We start from the raw sequence: 17,409 nt of genomic DNA on the forward strand, positions 1-17,409 counted from the left end.
GTCATGTTAACATGATGAAAGGTCAACCATTTCATGTGAAATACCGTGAAATTATTCGCCGTATGATGTTCCTCATCGGGGCGTTGTTGGTTTTTCGACTGGGAGCTCATATTCCAGTACCGGGCATTAACAATGCCGCACTTGAAAACTTGTTTAATGCAAACTCAGGCACGATCCTGGGTTTGTTTAACATGTTCTCGGGTGGTGCATTAGAGCGTATGTCAATTCTTGCGCTCGGGATCATGCCGTACATTTCTGCTTCGATTATCGTGCAGTTAATGTCTACGGTTGTTCCTTCGCTGGAAGCTTTAAAGAAAGAAGGCGAGCAAGGTAAACGTAAGATTAATCAATATACGCGACAAGGCACATTGTTTCTTGCACTTGTGCAAGCGATTGGGATGTGTGCAGGTTTGATTAGCCAGAATATTACGCTGACTAGTGGACTTGCTTTTTACGTTCCAGCAGTAACTTCTTTGGTTGCTGGTACAATGTTCTTAATGTGGTTGGGTGAACAAATCACCGAGCGTGGGGTGGGGAATGGTATTTCCATGATCATCTTCGCTGGTATTGTTGCTGGCTTGCCGAACTTAGTTCTGCAATCTTTAACTTCTGTAGATAATGGTCAATCAAGCTTGATTGGTTTAGCAATTTTTGCGCTGTTATCTGTCGGTGTTCTTGCAGCAATTGTATTTATTGAGAAGGCGCAGCGTCGTATTCCAGTAAACTACGCCCAAAAACAACAAGGTCGTCGTGTATTTACTGCTCAGCAAAGCCATTTGCCATTAAAAATTAATATGGCGGGGGTGATTCCTGCAATTTTTGCTAGTTCATTACTTTTGTTCCCTGCGAGCTTAGGTCAATGGGTGGGTAGTGCAGATCCTGATGCTGGGATTATCAAACGTGGACTTCAAGATTTGGCGCTCATATTGTCGCCAGGTCAACCGATGTATTTGGTTTTATTCGGTGCTTTGATCATCTTCTTCTGTTATTTCTATACGGCGCTTGTATTTAGCCCGAAAGAAGTATCTGAGAATTTAAAGCGCAGTGGTGCATATGTTCCAGGGATTCGTCCTGGTGAGCAAACAGCACGTTATTTAGACCATATTCTCAATCGTTTGACTTTTATTGGCGCGATTTATATCACGATCATCTGTTTAATGCCGATGATCCTGCAAAGCTCTTTTGGTATTCCATTTAGCTTAGGCGGTACGTCTTTACTGATCGTAGTGGTTGTTGTGATGGACTTTATGGCTCAGCTTCAAGCTCATCTCACATCGCATCAATATGACAATCAATCGTTAATGCGTAAAACGACTGCTCATCCGAAAGGATAAGCGCACTTAGAGATTTCATTATGAAAGTTCAAGCTTCTGTAAAGAAAATTTGTGGTAGCTGTAAAGTTATCCGTCGTAATGGGGTTATTCGCGTAATTTGCAGCGCAGAACCTCGTCATAAGCAGCGTCAAGGTTAATCTGATCAAGACCTGTTGATTTCAGTAGGCTAATTAGGTTATTATCCGCCCCTCAAGATTTTGTCGGGCGGTTGATTATCTTAACTGCCTTTTTGGAGAAAATTGAATGGCTCGTATTGCCGGTGTAAACATTCCGGATAACAAGCATGCTGTTATCTCTCTAACGTATATCTTTGGTATTGGTCGCCACACTGCAAAAGCTATTTTAGCTGCTGTAGGTATTGCACCAACTACTAAGATTCGTGAACTAGATGACGCTCAGCTTGATGCGATTCGTGCAGAAATTACTAAGGTTCCGACCGAAGGTGATTTACGTCGCGAAATTTCCATGAACATTAAACGTTTAATGGATCTAGGCTGCTACCGCGGTCTTCGTCATCGTCGCAGCTTGCCTGTCCGCGGTCAACGCACCAAAACTAACGCACGTACCCGTAAAGGTCCGCGCAAACCAATTAAGAAATAAGATTTCTGGAAGCTAAAAGATGGCTAAAGATACTCGCACACGCAAGAAGGTCACTCGTACCGTCTCTGAAGGTGTTGCACACATTCACGCTTCTTTTAATAACACCATTGTGACTATTACCGATCGTCAAGGTAATGCACTGGCTTGGGCTACCTCTGGTGGACAAGGCTTCCGTGGATCACGTAAATCAACTCCGTTTGCTGCTCAGGTAGCTGCTGAAGTTGCTGGTAAAGCTGCTTTAGATTACGGTTTGAAAAACTTGGACGTCCTTGTAAAAGGTCCTGGTCCTGGTCGTGAGTCTGCGGTTCGTGCTTTAGGTGCAGTGGGTTATAAAATTAACAGCATTACCGATGTGACGCCAATTCCGCACAACGGTTGCCGTCCACCTAAAAAACGTCGCGTGTAAGGAGAAACATTCATGGCTCGTTATATTGGTCCAAAATGCAAACTCTCTCGCCGCGAAGGGACAGACCTGCAACTTAAATCAGGCGTTAAACCGTTTGATGTTAAGACAAAAAAACATGCTAAAGCTCCTGGCCAACATGGCGGGGCTCGTGGTAGCAAACAATCTGAGTACTCACTACAATTACGTGAAAAACAAAAAGTACGTCGTATGTACGGTGTTTTAGAACGTCAATTTAGTAATTACTATAAAGAAGCTGCTCGTGTTAAAGGCGCAACAGGTGAAAACTTGTTGAAACTTCTTGAAAGCCGCCTAGATAACGTTGTTTATCGCATGGGTTTTGGTTCTACACGTGCAGAAGCTCGTCAGCTTGTATCTCACCGTTCAATCACTTTAAATGGTCGTCGCGTTAACATCGCTTCTATCCAAGTTAAAGCGGGTGACGTGATTGCAGTTCACGAAGGTGCTAAACAACAATTGCGTATTAAAAACGCGGTTGAATTAGCGACTCAACGTGGCATTCCTGCTTGGATTGAGATTGATCATTCTAAACTTGAAGGTACGTTTAAAGCTGCACCAGATCGTTCTGATTTACCTGCTGAAATCAACGAAAGCTTGATTGTAGAATTGTATTCTAAATAATCCTTGAGGTAGCAATAATGACGCGTACTGCAAATGAGTTTCTAACTCCGCAAGCGATCAAGGTCGAAGCGGCAAGCGGGACCTCGGCAAAAGTTATTCTAGAACCATTAGAGCGTGGCTTTGGTCATACTCTTGGTAATGCTTTACGTCGTATCCTTTTGTCTTCTTTACCTGGCGCAGCCGTGGTTGAAGTTGAGATTGAAGGTGTCGAGCACGAGTACAGTACTTTGGAAGGCTTGCAGCAGGACATCGTCGAGCTCTTGCTGAACCTAAAAGGATTGTCTATTAAGCTGTTCGATCAAAATGAAGCTTATCTGACATTGGAAAAACAAGGTGCAGGCGACGTAACAGCCGCTGATCTTCGTTTACCGCACAATGTTGAAGTGGTTAACCCTGAACACTTGATCGGCACATTAAGTGCTTCAGGCTCATTAAAAATGCGCCTGAAAGTTGCTCAAGGTCGTGGTTATGAGACTTCTGATTCACGCTTCCCTGAAGGCGAAACTCGCCCAGTGGGTCGTTTACAATTAGATGCGTCTTATAGCCCAATTAAACGTGTTTCTTACACAGTAGAAAATGCTCGTGTAGAACAACGTACTGACCTTGATAAATTGATCATTGATCTTGAAACAAATGGTACTGTAGATCCTGAAGAAGCGATCCGCAAAGCTGCAACAATTTTGCAGCAACAAATTGCGATTTTCGTTGACCTTCAGAAAGATCAAGCACCAGTTGCTCAAGAACCTCGTGAAGAAGTTGATCCGATTTTGCTTCGTCCAGTAGATGATCTAGAGCTTACTGTTCGTTCTGCTAACTGTTTGAAAGCAGAAAATATTTACTACATCGGTGATTTAGTACAGCGTACTGAAGTTGAGTTGTTAAAAACTCCTAACTTAGGTAAAAAATCGCTTACTGAAATCAAAGATGTTCTGGCATCGAAAGGCTTGCAATTGGGCATGCGTTTAGAGAACTGGCCACCAGCTAGTCTCCGCATGGACGATCGCTTTGCTTATCGTAGTCGTTAATTAAGTAGGACTATCACCATGCGTCATCGTAATAGTGGTGTGAAATTAGGCCGTACAAGCAGTCATCGTAAAGCGATGTTCCAAAACATGGCTAATTCTTTGTTCGAACACGAGTTAATTAAAACTACTGTTCCTAAAGCAAAAGAATTACGTCGTGTTGCTGAGCCTTTAATCACTTTAGCTAAAGTCGATTCTGTAGCAAACCGTCGTTTAGCGTTTGCTCGTACTCGTTCAGCAGCAACTGTAGGTAAATTATTTACCGTTCTTGGCCCTCGTTACAAAGAACGTAACGGCGGTTATCTACGTGTTCTTAAAGCGGGCTTCCGTGCAGGTGATGCTGCACCGATGGCTTACGTTGAGCTAGTAGATCGCGAAGTTAACTAATTTCGTGTAGAACAGCGCACGTTGTTCGGAAAAGGTCGGTTGTTTAACCGGCCTTTTTTTATGTCTGGTGAAATTGATTGTTAGACAATATTTTAATTTGTCCTGAAAAGATAAATTTTTTAGCGGTTTTTTATAAACTTGACATTGTGCATTGTCAAAAATGTGTTTTAATAAATATAAATCTAAAACAGGTTAAAAGAACAACATGGAAAAACAAGTTGATATTCTTATTGTCGGTGCTGGGATCTCTGGAATCGGTCTAGCAGCCCATCTTTCTAAACATAGTCCTCAACGCTCATTTGAAATTATTGAACGTCGCGAAAGCTTTGGCGGCACTTGGGATTTATTTAAATATCCGGGCATTCGTTCAGATTCAGATATGTCTACTTTTGGCTTTAATTTTAAGCCATGGCAAAAAGCCAGCGTACTCGCTGATGGTTCATCAATTAAGGGTTATTTAGCTGAAGTTATTGATGAATTTAAGTTAAAGCAAAAAATTCATTTTCAACATCGCGTGATAAGTGCTAATTACGACTCACAAAGCCACAAATGGTCCGTAGTGATTGAAGATGACAAACAAAAGCAACAAACTTGGGTAGCAAATTTTGTCTTTGGTTGTACGGGTTATTACAACTATGATCAAGGTTTCCAGCCAGAATTTCCGAACCAATCCGATTTTAAGGGGACTTTCATTCACCCACAGCACTGGCCAGAAAATTTTAATTACGCAGGCAAAAAAGTGGTGATTATTGGTAGTGGTGCTACAGCAATTACCCTTGTACCTGCGATGGCAAAAGGTGGAGCAGGGCATGTGACAATGTTACAACGCTCACCAACCTATATTGCATCCATTCCATCTGTAGATATGATTTACGATAAGATGCGTAAAGTTTTACCAGAAGATGTTGCTTACAAACTCACACGTGCACGCAATATAGGTGTGCAGCGTGCTGTGTATGCAGTTGCACAAAAGCAACCGAAGCTGTTGCGTAAGTTCTTATTAAAGTCGATTGAAATGCAGTTGAAAGGTAAAGTGGATATGAAACACTTTACCCCGGATTATAATCCTTGGGATCAGCGTTTATGTGTGGTTCCTGATGGCGATTTATTTAAAATCTTACGCGAAGGCCGTGCTTCTGTTGAAACGGATCAAATTGAAAAGTTCACTGAAACTGGTATTCAGTTGAAGTCTGGTAAACACTTAGATGCGGATATTATTGTGTCTGCAACGGGTTTGAATATCCAGATTTTGGGTGGTATCAAAGCGACAATTGATGGTCAACCCTTGAATACTTCACAACATATGCTTTACCGTGGTGTGATGGTGAGTGATGTTCCAAATATGGCAATGATTATTGGTTACATCAATGCATCATGGACGCTTAAAGTGGATATTGCATCTGAATATATCTGCAAGCTTATTAATCATATGGACAAAAATGGCTATGATCAGGTGCTTCCTCAGGGTGATGCTACAGAGCTGATGGAAGATACTGTTATGGGGAGCTTAAGCTCAGGTTACATTGCACGTGCTGCAGATGTTATGCCTAAACAAGGCAAACACGCACCTTGGAAAGTAAGCAATAATTATTTAGCTGATCGTAAAGAGCTTAAACAAGCTTCTTTTGATGATGGTGTATTAAAGTTTGAAAAAAAAAGCAGTTCATCAAATGTTAAGCCGCGTTTAGTCTCTTAATGAGACACATGGATTGAAAAAAGGAGCTGTAATGCTCCTTTTTTATGACCTTAAGGTTCTAAAGCTTGAGCTAATCGATTTGTCTGTACATGATGAGATGAATAATAAATAAAGTATTTGTGCTCAATATGGATACCAACACGCAAACGCATCTTTTTAATATTGGTAAACATCGGATCTTTGCTCAATCTTGGCATAAATTGGGTGGATCAAATGCTTGTCCAATCATTCTTTTACATGACTCTTTAGGCAGTGTCGCTCTCTGGCGTGATTTTCCAAAACAATTGGCCGTACAAACTGGCCGCCAAGTCATTGCTTATGATCGCTTGGGCTTTGGTCTATCTGATGTTTGTGAACAAAATTTATCAAATGATTTTGTATTTACTGAGGCGACCACGACTTTTAAAGCATTGTTGGATTATTTTCAGTTCAGTCAGTTTTTGGTCTTAGGTCATAGTGTCGGAGGTGGTATGGCTGCAGCAATTGCTGCACAGTACCCAAAGCAGTGTGTAGGCTTAATCACTATTGCCGCGCAATATGAAGTTGAAGAATTGACATTGTCTGGCATTCGAACTGCTAAAAAAATGTTTCAACAAGCAGGGCAATTGGAGCGTTTGGAAAAATATCATCCCAATAAAGCTCAATGGGTGCTAGATGCATGGACGGAAACATGGTTATCTCCAACTTTTGCCAATTGGAATTTAAGTCAGGTGTTGGCTCAGGTGATGTGCCCAGCCCTGATCATACATGGTAAGTTGGATGAATATGGTACGACTGCACAAGCACAGCAGCTTTTTGAGGGAATTGAGGCAAATGCTGAGTTACATATTTTAGAAGGTTTGCATCATCTGCCACATAAAGAGCAGCCTGATCTGGTTATTGCTTTAATTGATGAATTTATACAGGCGTTGCCATAAATAAAAAAAGCCCATCATAGGATGGACTTTGATCAACAAAATAAAAATTATAAGGAGCGTGATATTAATTCTTTCATAATTTCATTGGTTCCTGCATATATGCGATTCGCACGGTTATCTATATAAGCTCGTGCAATTGGATATTCCAACATATAGCCGTAGCCGCCGTGTAACTGTAGGCATTCATCAACTACTTTGGAGAACATTTCGGAAATTTTATATTTTGCAGCTGCTGCGGCATCAATACCTAAACTTTCAGTTAGTTGCAATTCCATACAGCGATCTAAATAAGCACGACAGAAGTCAATTTCAGTACGCAGTTCAGCCAATTTAAAGCGTGTATTTTGGAAGCTGGATACAGTTTTGCCAAAAGCTTTACGTTCTTTAGTGTATTGGACAGTATGCGCAAAGGCTGCTTCAGCACCTGCTTGGCAGATAATCGCAACTAACATCCGTTCCCAAGCCAGTTCCTTCATCAACATCATAAAGCCCATGCCTTCCATGCCGAGTAAATTTGTTTTGGGCACACGCAGGTTATCGAAAAATAACTCACAGGTATCTTGTCCTTTCATTCCTATTTTATTTAATGGCTTGCCTTTACTAAACCCAGCACGATCAGCTTCAACCATAATTAGGGATAAATTTGCTGACCCTTTTTCACTGCTGCCCGTTTTACATACGACGATTGCCATGTCACATAAGTAACCATTGGTGATGAAAATTTTTGAACCATTAATAATGAAATCATCTCCATCACTGACGGCTGTGGTTCTGACTGCTTGGAGGTCAGAGCCTGTACCGGGTTCGGTCATGGCAATGGCAGTCACGACTTCACCTGAAACCATTTTAGGTAACCAATGTAATTTTTGTTCTTCATTGCCGAAGTTGTTGATGTAGTTAGCTACAATATCTGAATGCAAGGAAAAACCAGTGGATGAGTCCATGGCATACGCTTGTTCTTCAATTAAGATCATGCTGTAAAGGCGATCAACTCCATAACCACCATAAGCTTCTGGCATTGTGGGGCAGAGCAAGCCCATGGCACCTGCCTTATTCCATAAATCACGATCCACATGCTGTTGAGACTCGTATTTTTCTATATTGGGAACCACTTCTTTCTCGTAAAACTTACGTACCGTTTCACGGAAAGCTTCATGCTCAGCGTTAAATAATTGACGTGGCAGCATATTATTGATTGGGCGAATCGCTCCGGATTGCATGATTATTTTCCTGTGTTTTTCTTTCTTTGTTTCAAAGTATAAGAATGACCACTGCGCTGCAATGTGCAGAATATTCAAAAGGCTTAAATTTGCTGAAGGATTTGGTCAATTTAATGAAAACGTACAACCAAATTGAAGAGGATAAGGTAAACTAAGCAAGTTCTAAGATTGGGGAATACTATGACTGATGAAATCAGCTTAGAAGAACGCAAGGTGATTTACCGTGCGCGTCGTGGCTTAAAAGAGATAGATGTTTATTTTGATCCCTATGTAAAAGGCTACTATTTGCAAGCAGATCCAGCTGAAAAAGAAATGTTTGCTGAATTGGTTGCTGCAGAAGATCCAGATCTATTGGATTGGTTTATGGAAGTGAGTGAACCTCCACGTCCAGAATTAAAAACTTTTATTCATAAGCTAAAACATTACGTACATGGATAATCGGCACTTCAAACTGAAACGCAGTTTTTTGTCACATGCGTTTCAGTTTTTTATTTTCGCAGTTTTAATGACACTTCTATACCAGCTTTTACCTGTCGTACTTTGGGCGATTTGTTTTATGCTCGGCTTGGTTGTGTATGTGCTTTTTTTCCGTAAGACTTTAAAAATTACATCTTTGGAATACTTGGATGGTAGCGACTGGAATTTGCAGTTAATTAACCGTCCAGTGCAGCGTGTGCAAATCAGTCATATTCTAGATCACCAAGCCTATATCGTTGTGTATTTCTTACATGCACGTGCCAAACCCATCATTATTTGGCGAGATCAGCTCCCATTCAAACAGTGGAAATCACTCAAAGTATTGGCAAAAATGCTCTGATTGTTAGACACGCTTCAAAATAATTGAAAATAAAAAACATTAAAAAACAAATTCTTAATTCTATTTACCAATTGTTTTGTCTAACAAAATGACAAACAATTGGTAAAATATTTAGATTGTCAGACAATTTAAACGCCTGCCGAATATTTCTACAGCTATATTAGCTTTACCCACAGCGTATTGAGGAAAACATCATGATGATGCCTACTTGGATGTTTCTGGTGATAGCAATTGTGTTGGCGATTGTTGTTGGACGACTAGGAACAGTGCTGAAGGAACAGTTAACCCAAAAATAAGCGATACAACGCTTTCACAGTTAATAAGTAGCATGTGCCGAACCGTCGCTATGCTACTTTTTTTTGCCCAAAATTTGGTATTTCTAAAAAAACAGTCAATTGCTTCGATTTTGAAACATGGCAGAGTGTGTCACTCAAATTAGAGCAAATACTCTTTAATTCACTTTTTGCTTCTGATATGTTTGTCGAGATGGACATAAACACAATTATAGAGGACAGGAAAATGTCGAGCGTCCAAAAAATATGCCAGGGTGTGGCAGTTATAGCAATAACAAGTACATTATTAGCGGGTTGTTCACAGGTTGTGAAAACGGGTGCCAACGTTGCACTTGGATTTACCGAAAAGCATATTGTTCCGCCGATTCTAGCGATGGAAGATGCTGAAATGGTGTGTAATAGCGGAACATCATTAACCCCAGCCATTATGGCGACCAAAGATATGGGGGCAGATCCAACGCGTGTTGCAGTTTTAATGTATTCCGCAGCAGGGATTTGTGCCGAACAAAAAGCATTAGAAGCTGAGTTGCGTTATCTACGTGCATCGAAGTCAAACCAAGTGGCTGAAGCACAAGATGCCCGTGTTGAACAAAAGCGTTGGGCTGCACTCGCTGCACAGCGTCAATACACAGGCTATAAGCTTTTCCAAGATCGTTACGAAAAAAAATATAAGAAAGAATTGGGCGAAGGTTGCCCAAAAATGAACAGCGATATTGATCAAACCGTTTACATGCTCGGTATGTTGAGCGGTTTGCAGTCAATGACCAACGATATTAATTCTGGTGGCGCAGTAAACGTGCCGAAAGATATTGCTGCGATCGTTGAGCGTGGCATGGTTTGCCTAAACAATGAAAAATTCTGGGGTGCACCAAATGCGACACGTGCGGTCATTTGGACCTTATTACCAGGTGCGGGTGATGGCAAACCTGATCCATATCAAACCTTAAAACAATCGACTCAGATTGGTGAGCAAAAAGGCGTGCGTTTATCACATGCACTCTATGCTGTTGCAGCACAAGCCAGTGGTGATGATGCCAAAATTCGTGATGCATTACGTACCTTTGCAAAAGCACGTTCAGATGAAAAGCCTGTCAATCCACAATTTAAACTGATTGATAGTATGGCTGAAAGTATGGTGAAAGGGATATCTGATCGCTACTGGACCGAGCACACAGGTGTACGTACTGGAGATGATGGTATGGAATCATTCTGGGATGAATCTTCAGACAGTTCAGAGTTGGATGATTTATTTGGTGGCGATGCAGATGGAGCAAGCACAGCAACTACGAGTGAATCCTCTGAATAAGCATTCACTTTCTGAACTCCACCTCTAAGTAGCAGGAGAAATGAAAATGAAAACACAATTTTTGGTACAGAAAATTGTTTTTTTAGCAATTTTCGTTTCTCTTTGCGCATGTTTACAGGTATTTAAAGACCATTTCATTTATTGGCAAGATACCTTATTTCACGACTTTTGGCGTTTGTGGACTGCGCATTGGGTGCATGTAGGCTGGATTCATTTTTTCCTTAATATGTTGGCATTTATTTGCTTACCCTTCATTTTTCCGCGTGCCGCAGTATGGCATTTCATTGCGATTTTACTCATTTTATCGCCGCTGATTAGTCTCAGCTTTTATTTCTTTTTACCTGATATTGAAGCCTATGCTGGATTATCTGGCGTGCTACATGGTGCTTATGTTGCAGTTGCATGTGTGCACCTCATGTATAAACGCGAGCGTAATTTCGCCGCATTTGTGTTGTTTCTAATCTTGGCAAAATTGGTGTGGGAAAATACCATTGGGAATACTGGAACCGCAGAGTTAATTGGCAGTCCAGTATTGGTGGAAGCGCATTTATTGGGTGTGATTGGTGGTGTTATCCTTGCGATAGGTTATATCGTCGGTAGCTATTTATTTGATAAATAATGATTGAATAGCGACAGAGTTGACAAAAAAACAGAAAAGAAAATACATATTGTCATTTTATTCTGATCAAATTCATGCACATTGAAAGGCAATAATAAAACAGTGTGGCAAGAGGAAGGAAATACTCGAGCCAAAAAGGACAGGGATGAACTGTTGATGCAGTCATCCAAAATAAAAAATAGGAAGACTCATGCAAAATGATGAACACAACAGATCCGGCATCGTCGGGCTGTTACGTTATGTCTGGACAGAATGGATTTCGACTCTAGTCGTGTTGATCTTGCTTCTGCTTACATTGATTATTGGTACAGGGGAGATGATTCATGGTCAGCTTTTACGTACTGGTGAGCGTTTGTACGGCAATGAAAGCATTGGCATGCAATATTCATTCTTACGTGCGGAACCCACAAAGCCAGATTGTGACCGCCACCCCAACGTAGATGCGTTGGTACAAACACAAATGAAAGCCAATGCTGCTGATGAGTTTGCTGATATTTTTGGGACAGCGACTGAAGCAGATGTACGTGCTTCTGTCATGGCGGGCGTACAGCAATGTGAAGAAAAATTCCAATTTTATGACAAAGCTAAAAATTACTTAGATGAACATCCAAGTATTCGTACTTACCGTACGATTGAAACGACGTTCTTTGGTATTTTTAAATTTGGTTCTGAAAACCGTGTCCTGATTTTACTGTTGATGGTTTTGGTTTCAGCGATTACTGCTTCAGTCAAATTCCATCATATCGGACTTCGTGCACCGACCACTCGCTTGGATTATAAAGTTTATGCATTGTTCATGGCGATTGGTAACGGCTTACTGACATTCTCTGTGTATAGCCAATTCAATTCTGTGTTGAACTCTGGGGTGAAATCGACCAATGAAACCTTGGCAGTATATTGGTTGTGGTTAGCACTCTTTGGAATTGTCACACTGATTAGTATTTATCAATTTTTCAAGCCACCTGCAGCAAAAGAGCCAGGGGCCGGAAATATTGGTTTGGCATTATTGAGTGTACCTTTATATGCCTTTATGGCCATTATCACAGGTATTGCCTTTACCTTCTTCATGGATTATCCAATGGGGCAAGGGATTTACCTCGGACAGTTGGTTGAGTTCTCAGGCATTTTCTTAAACCTTGCACTGTTTATCTGGGCGGGGATGTTGCTGACACAAACCCGTGTGATGGATTTGTTCCTTGGAATTTTACGTCCATGGAATCTAGCGCCTGAAACATTGACATGGTTGATTCTAATCGCTGCCGCAATTCCTACCGCCTATACCGGTGCATCGGGGATCTTCGTTGTTGCAGCAGGTGCGATCATTTATAAAGAAGTGTGGAATGCAGGTTCACGTCGTCAGTTTGCTCTAGCTGTTTCAGCGATGTCAGGTTCATTGGGTGTAGTGATTCGTCCATGTCTATTGATTATCTTAATTTCGATGTTAGATAGTCGTCATGTAACCTCGGATGAATTATTTGATCATGGTATTTATGTCTTCTGGCTAACGGCATTTTTATTCCTCGGTATTTCACTGTTCTTGGCTGAAACGCGCTTCCGTGTTGCGTCGCCAAAAGTTGCTGTTCCGGGTATGTTAAAAGCATTCGTTCCAGTAATCCCTTACATTGTACTGACACTGATTGTGATTGCTTTCTATAAATACGGTCTAGACACCCAAATGGACGAGTTCACAGCACCAGTTGTGTTGCCTATCATTTTAATTGTATACATCATGTTTGATCGCTGGTTCTCAGATCGTTTTACATCTCAGACTGTCGATGCGCATGCACAGCTTAGTTTGCAGCATGAACAAAAATCTGAATTTATGCGTGAACATGGTGGGCATGGGGTCAACCGTCGTGGGTTCCGCAGTTCAATTTGGTATGCGTCTTCTGAAACGGTTGGACATATTGGTGCTTTGATTATTTTGATGGCACTCTCAGCAAGTGTTGGTGGTTTAATCGAGCGTACTGAAATTGTGGAATTGTTACCGACACATTTAGGTAATATCTACATTTCATTGGCATTCATTGCACTTCTACTGGCAATTATTGGAATGACGACAGACCCATTTGGTGCGGTGATTCTAGTGGCGGCAACGATTGCACCTGTGGCTTATGAAAATGGTATCCATCCGATTCATTTCTGGATGATTGTATTGGTTGCATTCGAGTTGGGCTATGTATCTCCACCTGTTGCATTGAATCACTTGCTGACACGATTGTCGGTCGGGGACGAAGAAGTGCGTGCAGCAGATGCGGAAGCAAAAGAGAAATACACCAATTTCTACTACCGTTATGAGCGTTGGATTTTACCGATTTTGGTATTGTTCCCATCGCTACTGATCGTGACGTACGCACCTTACATTTTCAAATTATTTGATTGGTATAAATAAAAATTTGGCTTAAACCCATTAAAACTTAAAAAAGCACCTTCGGGTGCTTTTTTATTTAGTTTGTAGCGTTTGTTACTCGGATTTTTTTAGTTTGCTTTGTAAAATGGGACTACACAAAATAATCGCTATTAAGATAAAAGCAAAACCGACTAAGCTATATAGATCAGGAACTTCTTGCCACATCAAATATCCCCAAATACCTGCAAAAATGATGGCGACATAATTCACAGGGCCAATTTGACCTGCAGGTGCTAATTTGTAGGCATTGGACATCACAATTTGGCTGATATTGGCAAGTAGACCGGCACCGATTAAAAAGGCCAGTTCCTTTAAAGTATATGGTCGCCACAGCCAAAACATGGGAATCATTGAAATGAGTGTACCGAAAAAGCAAAAATAAAAGACGATACGTTCGGGTGGCTCGGTTGCAGTGAGGGCTCGTACAGTGACAAACGCCATCGCAGCAAGGAAGCTGGCAGTAAGGCCGATCAAAGACAATTGGTTAAACATTCCTGCATCTGGTTTGGCGACGAATAGCACGCCAAATAAGCCAACGATGGCGGCCAACAGCATAGATGCTGTCATTTTTTCTTTTAAAAATAGCCAAGCAATCAATGGAATGAAGATGGGAGAGGAATAGGTAAAGACCATGGCATTTGATAGTTTTAGATTTGCAATGGCGTAGAAAAATCCATACATGGCAATCAAGCCGACGACAGAGCGCCAAGTATGCATCCAGAGTTTTTCAGTTTTAAAAAATACTGTACCTTTACCTAGAATAAAAGGCAGAAAAATAAATAATCCGACCACATTACGAAAGAAAACAATGCTGGCATTGTCCACGGTATGTGACGCATAACGAATACAAACACCCATTAAAGAAAACAGCAATGCAGAAAGCATGAGTAACCCAATGGCTTTGGGAATGTTGGGTGTACTGGAGATGTAAGACATAAAAATAAGGCCAGAATATCTGTTGGTATTCTAGCCCATATAGTGCGAATTATACTGCTGCATTATTTAGCTTGTTGAGCTAACTGCGCTTCAAGTAATTTGATTTGTTCTTCTTTGAGTTTGATTAACTCATCAGCATCATTATGTTGTTGCTTTAATGTTGTTTCTTGATCATTTAACTGAGATTGAATGTCATCCAGTTTGGCAATTTCTTCTTTCGCCAAGGACGCATTCTCTGGAACAGGAAGTTCAGTGATATTTTCTTCTACCAGTTTAACCATTTCAGTTTCAGCTAATGGTGCTGAGGCTTCTGACATAGATTCAATTGGCGTAGCCACAGCCGGTTTTGCAGGCTTAGTAACCATCTCTTCTTCATGAACATTATTTTGTTCAGTATTGTTGCTGAACCATTGATATGCAAAAAATACTGCAATCAGAATGGTTAAGCCCCCAATGATTCCCACTAACAATTTTGGATTATGTCTTTGATCTTCTGTCATTGTTTGACCTTAATTTTTATTTAGGCTGACGTGGCTTAAATTGGATCACACCGATATCGTCTGGCACGGCGGGTTGTTCAGGTTGATCGACATGAGTCGGTCGATTTTCACTGTAACCACAATCAATGCATTCAATCCACTCGTCTTCACCAGAGGTGAGCATGACAACCCGATCCATCGCCTGGCATTTTGGACATTTAGCGCCTGCAATGAAACGTCGTTTAATGGTCATCATACTTACCTTGAATCTAACTAAGGTCGTTAGTTTAAGCGTTTTTAGATGCGTTAGTCCAACCTTGATGACGAAGCAAAGCATCTATTTTTGGCTCGCGTCCGCGGAAATTGATAAATGCATCAAGTGCTGTATCTTTTCCGCCAACTGCTAGAATAAATTGTCTAAACGACTTGCCAGTCGCAGTGTTAAAAATTCCTTCTTTTTCGAAGCGATCGAAGGCATCACTGGCCAAAACTTCTGCCCATTTGTATGAATAATAACCAGCTGCATAGCCGCCTGCGAAAATATGACTGAAGCCATGTTGGAAACGGTTGTAACTAACAGTTGGTACAACAGCATATTTTTGACGAATTTCGTCTAAGGTCGATTGGATACCAGATGCATCTAAAGCAGGGTTTGCTTTATGGATGTTTAAGTCGAACATGGCAAATTCAATTTGACGTAAGGTTTGCATACCTGATTGGAAGAAACGAGCATCTTGTAGAGCTTTAAGTAACTTAGCAGGTAATGTTTGTTTTGATTCGATATGTTCGCTGAGTAGATCTAAACTTTCTTGATCCCACGTCCAAAACTCCATGAACTGACTAGGTAATTCCACCGCATCCCATGCCACGCCATGTGTGCCTGCCACAGCAATATTATCCACTTCAGTCAGCATGTGATGTAAACCATGTCCAAACTCGTGGAATAGAGTGGTGACTTCATCATGGGTTAATAGTGCAGGTTGGTCACCTACAGGTGGGGTAAAGTTACACACCATATAGCAAATTGGCTTTTGTAAGCCTTTCTCAGTTTGCATACGAGAACGGAAACCACTCATCCACGCACCGCCACGTTTGCCACTTCGCGCATACAGGTCAAAGTAGAAACCACCAATCACTTGGCCTTGATCTTCAAGTTCAAAGTAATGAGCATCCGTATGCCATACTGGCGCTTCACGTTGAATAATTTCAATGCCGTATAGACGGTTGACGATGCTGAACAAACCTTGAATGATTTTGGGTGCAGGGAAGTAGGGTTTGAGGTCTTCTTGAGACAGGTTGAATTGTTGGACCTTGAGCTTTTCAGAATAATAGGTTGCATCCCAGGGTTGTAGCTCTGTTATGCCGTCTTGTGCAGCGGTGGCTTTGAGTTCAGCGATTTCTTTTTCCGCTGGTGCTCGTGCGTGTTCTGCTAGTTCAATGAGGAACTGATCGACTGTTTCGACATTGGGCGCCATTTTGCTGGCCAATGAAAGTTCGGCGTAGTTATTAAAACCTAATAACGTCGCCATTTCCTGACGTAGTTGCAGAATTTCTTCCATTACTTGTGTGTTATCAAATTGAGTTTGCTCAGATTGATCAGACGCACGAGTGGTATATGCTTTATACAATGCTTCGCGGACGTCACGATCTTCCGCATAGGTCATAATTGCAATGTACGAAGGAAAATCTAATGTTGCGACAGCTTGGCCTAATTCGCGTTGCTGACCATACTGTTTGAGTAATTCAATGCTGCCTTGAGGTAAACCTTTTAACTGAGCTTCTGTTAAAGGCTTAAAGTAGGCTTGGGTTGCATCCAAAACATGGTTGGAGAAGTCTGATGATAGCTGTGACAAACGTGCTGAAATCTCAGCATAACGTTTTTTGGCTTCGCCTTCTAAAGCCACACCTGAAAGTTTGAAATCACGGAGTGCTAATTTAATCGCACTTTGCTGTGCTGCAGGGAAGGTATCAAATAAACCATTATCATGCGCATGTTGATAGGTTTGATATAAAGCAGTGTGTTGACCTAGTTGAGTGTAGTACTCACTTAGGCCTGGTAATAAGGACTGATAAAGTTCACGGGTTTCAGCATTGTTCATCACGGCATTTAAGTGTGACAACACGCCCCAAGCTTCGCTCATATTATTTTCTAGGCGATCAACTTGTTCTAAGGTATTCAGTTGTTGCTGAATCGAATCAGGGACTTCTGTTAATTCATTGAGAAATTGCTGACCTTGTTGAATGGCGCTTTGAATTTTTTCTTTCAGCTGTTCCAATGTGATTTGGTCAAATTGTGGAACAGGTAATGTTGCCTTTTCTAAAGTCATG

General features: G+C 41.3%; 19 protein-coding genes. 14 read left to right on the forward strand and 5 right to left on the reverse strand.

Annotated elements, in window-relative coordinates; translation table 11 throughout:
• The first annotated feature begins 14 nt into the window (after positions 1 to 14).
• From secY to FTT84_RS03930, 9 genes are all read left to right on the forward strand, one after another.
• Positions 15 to 1,334, forward strand: a complete 1,320-nt coding sequence (gene secY / locus FTT84_RS03890; RefSeq protein ID WP_171256677.1) for a preprotein translocase subunit SecY — start codon at positions 15 to 17, stop codon at positions 1,332 to 1,334.
• A 20-nt stretch (positions 1,335 to 1,354) separates the two neighbouring features.
• Positions 1,355 to 1,471 carry a 50S ribosomal protein L36 gene (gene rpmJ / locus FTT84_RS03895; RefSeq protein ID WP_000867907.1) on the forward strand — a complete coding sequence of 39 codons (117 nt, stop codon included), beginning with the start codon at positions 1,355 to 1,357 and terminating at the stop codon, positions 1,469 to 1,471.
• Positions 1,472 to 1,577: 106 nt separating this feature from the next.
• A complete protein-coding gene (gene rpsM / locus FTT84_RS03900; RefSeq protein ID WP_067762898.1) occupies positions 1,578 to 1,934 on the forward strand; it encodes a 30S ribosomal protein S13 in 357 nt (118 codons plus the stop codon).
• A gap of 19 nt (positions 1,935 to 1,953) precedes the next feature.
• Entirely contained in the window at positions 1,954 to 2,340 is a 387-nt protein-coding gene (gene rpsK, locus FTT84_RS03905; protein WP_001040166.1) for a 30S ribosomal protein S11, read from the forward strand.
• A 12-nt stretch (positions 2,341 to 2,352) separates the two neighbouring features.
• A complete protein-coding gene (gene rpsD, locus FTT84_RS03910) occupies positions 2,353 to 2,979 on the forward strand; it encodes a 30S ribosomal protein S4 (RefSeq protein WP_067762897.1) in 627 nt (208 codons plus the stop codon).
• Positions 2,980 to 2,996: 17 nt separating this feature from the next.
• Positions 2,997 to 4,004, forward strand: coding sequence for a DNA-directed RNA polymerase subunit alpha (locus FTT84_RS03915; RefSeq protein ID WP_004281489.1), 1,008 nt, complete (start codon positions 2,997 to 2,999; stop codon positions 4,002 to 4,004).
• Positions 4,005 to 4,022: 18 nt separating this feature from the next.
• Positions 4,023 to 4,388, forward strand: a complete 366-nt coding sequence (rplQ, locus tag FTT84_RS03920) for a 50S ribosomal protein L17 (protein WP_005012953.1) — start codon at positions 4,023 to 4,025, stop codon at positions 4,386 to 4,388.
• A gap of 205 nt (positions 4,389 to 4,593) precedes the next feature.
• Positions 4,594 to 6,084 (forward strand): NAD(P)/FAD-dependent oxidoreductase, encoded by a 1,491-nt coding sequence (locus FTT84_RS03925; RefSeq protein ID WP_180056750.1) that lies wholly within the window; start codon positions 4,594 to 4,596, stop codon positions 6,082 to 6,084.
• Positions 6,085 to 6,212: 128 nt separating this feature from the next.
• Complete coding sequence (locus tag FTT84_RS03930; RefSeq protein WP_180056748.1) at positions 6,213 to 7,001, forward strand: alpha/beta fold hydrolase; 789 nt, start codon at positions 6,213 to 6,215, stop codon at positions 6,999 to 7,001.
• 47 nt (positions 7,002 to 7,048) lie between these two features.
• Here FTT84_RS03930 and FTT84_RS03935 read toward each other — a convergent pair whose 3' ends face one another.
• Positions 7,049 to 8,221, reverse strand: a complete 1,173-nt coding sequence (locus FTT84_RS03935) for an acyl-CoA dehydrogenase family protein (protein WP_180056746.1) — start codon at positions 8,219 to 8,221, stop codon at positions 7,049 to 7,051.
• 180 nt (positions 8,222 to 8,401) lie between these two features.
• On the opposite strand from FTT84_RS03935, the gene FTT84_RS03940 reads away from it, so the two are divergent.
• The 5 genes from FTT84_RS03940 (at position 8,402) to FTT84_RS03960 (ending at position 13,648) form a co-directional block, all read left to right on the forward strand.
• Positions 8,402 to 8,659, forward strand: a complete 258-nt coding sequence (locus tag FTT84_RS03940) for a succinate dehydrogenase assembly factor 2 (RefSeq protein ID WP_067762893.1) — start codon at positions 8,402 to 8,404, stop codon at positions 8,657 to 8,659.
• On the forward strand, positions 8,652 to 9,038 hold the full coding sequence (locus tag FTT84_RS03945; protein WP_067762892.1) for a hypothetical protein: 387 nt from the start codon (positions 8,652 to 8,654) through the stop codon (positions 9,036 to 9,038). Before FTT84_RS03940 ends, FTT84_RS03945 begins: the two co-directional genes overlap by 8 nt.
• Before the next feature lie 519 nt (positions 9,039 to 9,557).
• Complete coding sequence (locus tag FTT84_RS03950) at positions 9,558 to 10,637, forward strand: hypothetical protein (RefSeq protein WP_067762891.1); 1,080 nt, start codon at positions 9,558 to 9,560, stop codon at positions 10,635 to 10,637.
• Positions 10,638 to 10,683: 46 nt separating this feature from the next.
• Complete coding sequence (rrtA, locus tag FTT84_RS03955) at positions 10,684 to 11,256, forward strand: rhombosortase (protein WP_180056744.1); 573 nt, start codon at positions 10,684 to 10,686, stop codon at positions 11,254 to 11,256.
• Positions 11,257 to 11,446: 190 nt separating this feature from the next.
• On the forward strand, positions 11,447 to 13,648 hold the full coding sequence (locus tag FTT84_RS03960; protein WP_180056742.1) for a TRAP transporter large permease subunit: 2,202 nt from the start codon (positions 11,447 to 11,449) through the stop codon (positions 13,646 to 13,648).
• Positions 13,649 to 13,720: 72 nt separating this feature from the next.
• On the opposite strand, the gene FTT84_RS03965 is transcribed toward FTT84_RS03960, so the two are convergent.
• From FTT84_RS03965 to FTT84_RS03980, 4 genes are all read right to left on the reverse strand, one after another.
• The gene (locus FTT84_RS03965) at positions 13,721 to 14,602 is read right to left on the reverse strand and encodes a DMT family transporter (RefSeq protein ID WP_067762889.1); all 882 of its coding nucleotides are present in this window, start codon (positions 14,600 to 14,602) and stop codon (positions 13,721 to 13,723) included.
• 62 nt (positions 14,603 to 14,664) lie between these two features.
• Positions 14,665 to 15,102 (reverse strand): hypothetical protein, encoded by a 438-nt coding sequence (locus FTT84_RS03970; protein WP_180056740.1) that lies wholly within the window; start codon positions 15,100 to 15,102, stop codon positions 14,665 to 14,667.
• Between the two features lie 16 nt (positions 15,103 to 15,118).
• Positions 15,119 to 15,328 carry a YheV family putative zinc ribbon protein gene (locus FTT84_RS03975; protein WP_171256675.1) on the reverse strand — a complete coding sequence of 70 codons (210 nt, stop codon included), beginning with the start codon at positions 15,326 to 15,328 and terminating at the stop codon, positions 15,119 to 15,121.
• 40 nt (positions 15,329 to 15,368) lie between these two features.
• The gene (locus tag FTT84_RS03980) at positions 15,369 to 17,408 is read right to left on the reverse strand and encodes a M3 family metallopeptidase (protein ID WP_180056738.1); all 2,040 of its coding nucleotides are present in this window, start codon (positions 17,406 to 17,408) and stop codon (positions 15,369 to 15,371) included.
• Between the last annotated feature and the right edge of the window lies 1 nt (position 17,409).

The organism is Acinetobacter sp. YH01019, assembly GCF_013420285.1.
GTDB lineage: Bacteria > Pseudomonadota > Gammaproteobacteria > Pseudomonadales > Moraxellaceae > Acinetobacter > Acinetobacter gandensis.

Excerpts from the sequence above, each read along its gene's own strand:
- secY (WP_171256677.1), top strand. The coding sequence starts at position 15 with ATGAAAGGTCAACCATTTCATGTGAAATACCGTGAAATTATTCGCCGT.
- rpmJ (WP_000867907.1), top strand. The coding sequence starts at position 1,355 with ATGAAAGTTCAAGCTTCTGTAAAGAAAATTTGTGGTAGCTGTAAAGTT.
- rpsM (WP_067762898.1), top strand. The coding sequence starts at position 1,578 with ATGGCTCGTATTGCCGGTGTAAACATTCCGGATAACAAGCATGCTGTT.
- rpsK (WP_001040166.1), top strand. The coding sequence starts at position 1,954 with ATGGCTAAAGATACTCGCACACGCAAGAAGGTCACTCGTACCGTCTCT.
- rpsD (WP_067762897.1), top strand. The coding sequence starts at position 2,353 with ATGGCTCGTTATATTGGTCCAAAATGCAAACTCTCTCGCCGCGAAGGG.
- FTT84_RS03915 (WP_004281489.1), top strand. The coding sequence starts at position 2,997 with ATGACGCGTACTGCAAATGAGTTTCTAACTCCGCAAGCGATCAAGGTC.
- rplQ (WP_005012953.1), top strand. The coding sequence starts at position 4,023 with ATGCGTCATCGTAATAGTGGTGTGAAATTAGGCCGTACAAGCAGTCAT.
- FTT84_RS03925 (WP_180056750.1), top strand. The coding sequence starts at position 4,594 with ATGGAAAAACAAGTTGATATTCTTATTGTCGGTGCTGGGATCTCTGGA.
- FTT84_RS03930 (WP_180056748.1), top strand. The coding sequence starts at position 6,213 with ATGGATACCAACACGCAAACGCATCTTTTTAATATTGGTAAACATCGG.
- FTT84_RS03935 (WP_180056746.1), bottom strand. The coding sequence starts at position 8,221 with ATGCAATCCGGAGCGATTCGCCCAATCAATAATATGCTGCCACGTCAA.
- FTT84_RS03940 (WP_067762893.1), top strand. The coding sequence starts at position 8,402 with ATGACTGATGAAATCAGCTTAGAAGAACGCAAGGTGATTTACCGTGCG.
- FTT84_RS03945 (WP_067762892.1), top strand. The coding sequence starts at position 8,652 with ATGGATAATCGGCACTTCAAACTGAAACGCAGTTTTTTGTCACATGCG.
- FTT84_RS03950 (WP_067762891.1), top strand. The coding sequence starts at position 9,558 with ATGTCGAGCGTCCAAAAAATATGCCAGGGTGTGGCAGTTATAGCAATA.
- rrtA (WP_180056744.1), top strand. The coding sequence starts at position 10,684 with ATGAAAACACAATTTTTGGTACAGAAAATTGTTTTTTTAGCAATTTTC.
- FTT84_RS03960 (WP_180056742.1), top strand. The coding sequence starts at position 11,447 with ATGCAAAATGATGAACACAACAGATCCGGCATCGTCGGGCTGTTACGT.
- FTT84_RS03965 (WP_067762889.1), bottom strand. The coding sequence starts at position 14,602 with ATGTCTTACATCTCCAGTACACCCAACATTCCCAAAGCCATTGGGTTA.
- FTT84_RS03970 (WP_180056740.1), bottom strand. The coding sequence starts at position 15,102 with ATGACAGAAGATCAAAGACATAATCCAAAATTGTTAGTGGGAATCATT.
- FTT84_RS03980 (WP_180056738.1), bottom strand. The coding sequence starts at position 17,408 with ATGACTTTAGAAAAGGCAACATTACCTGTTCCACAATTTGACCAAATC.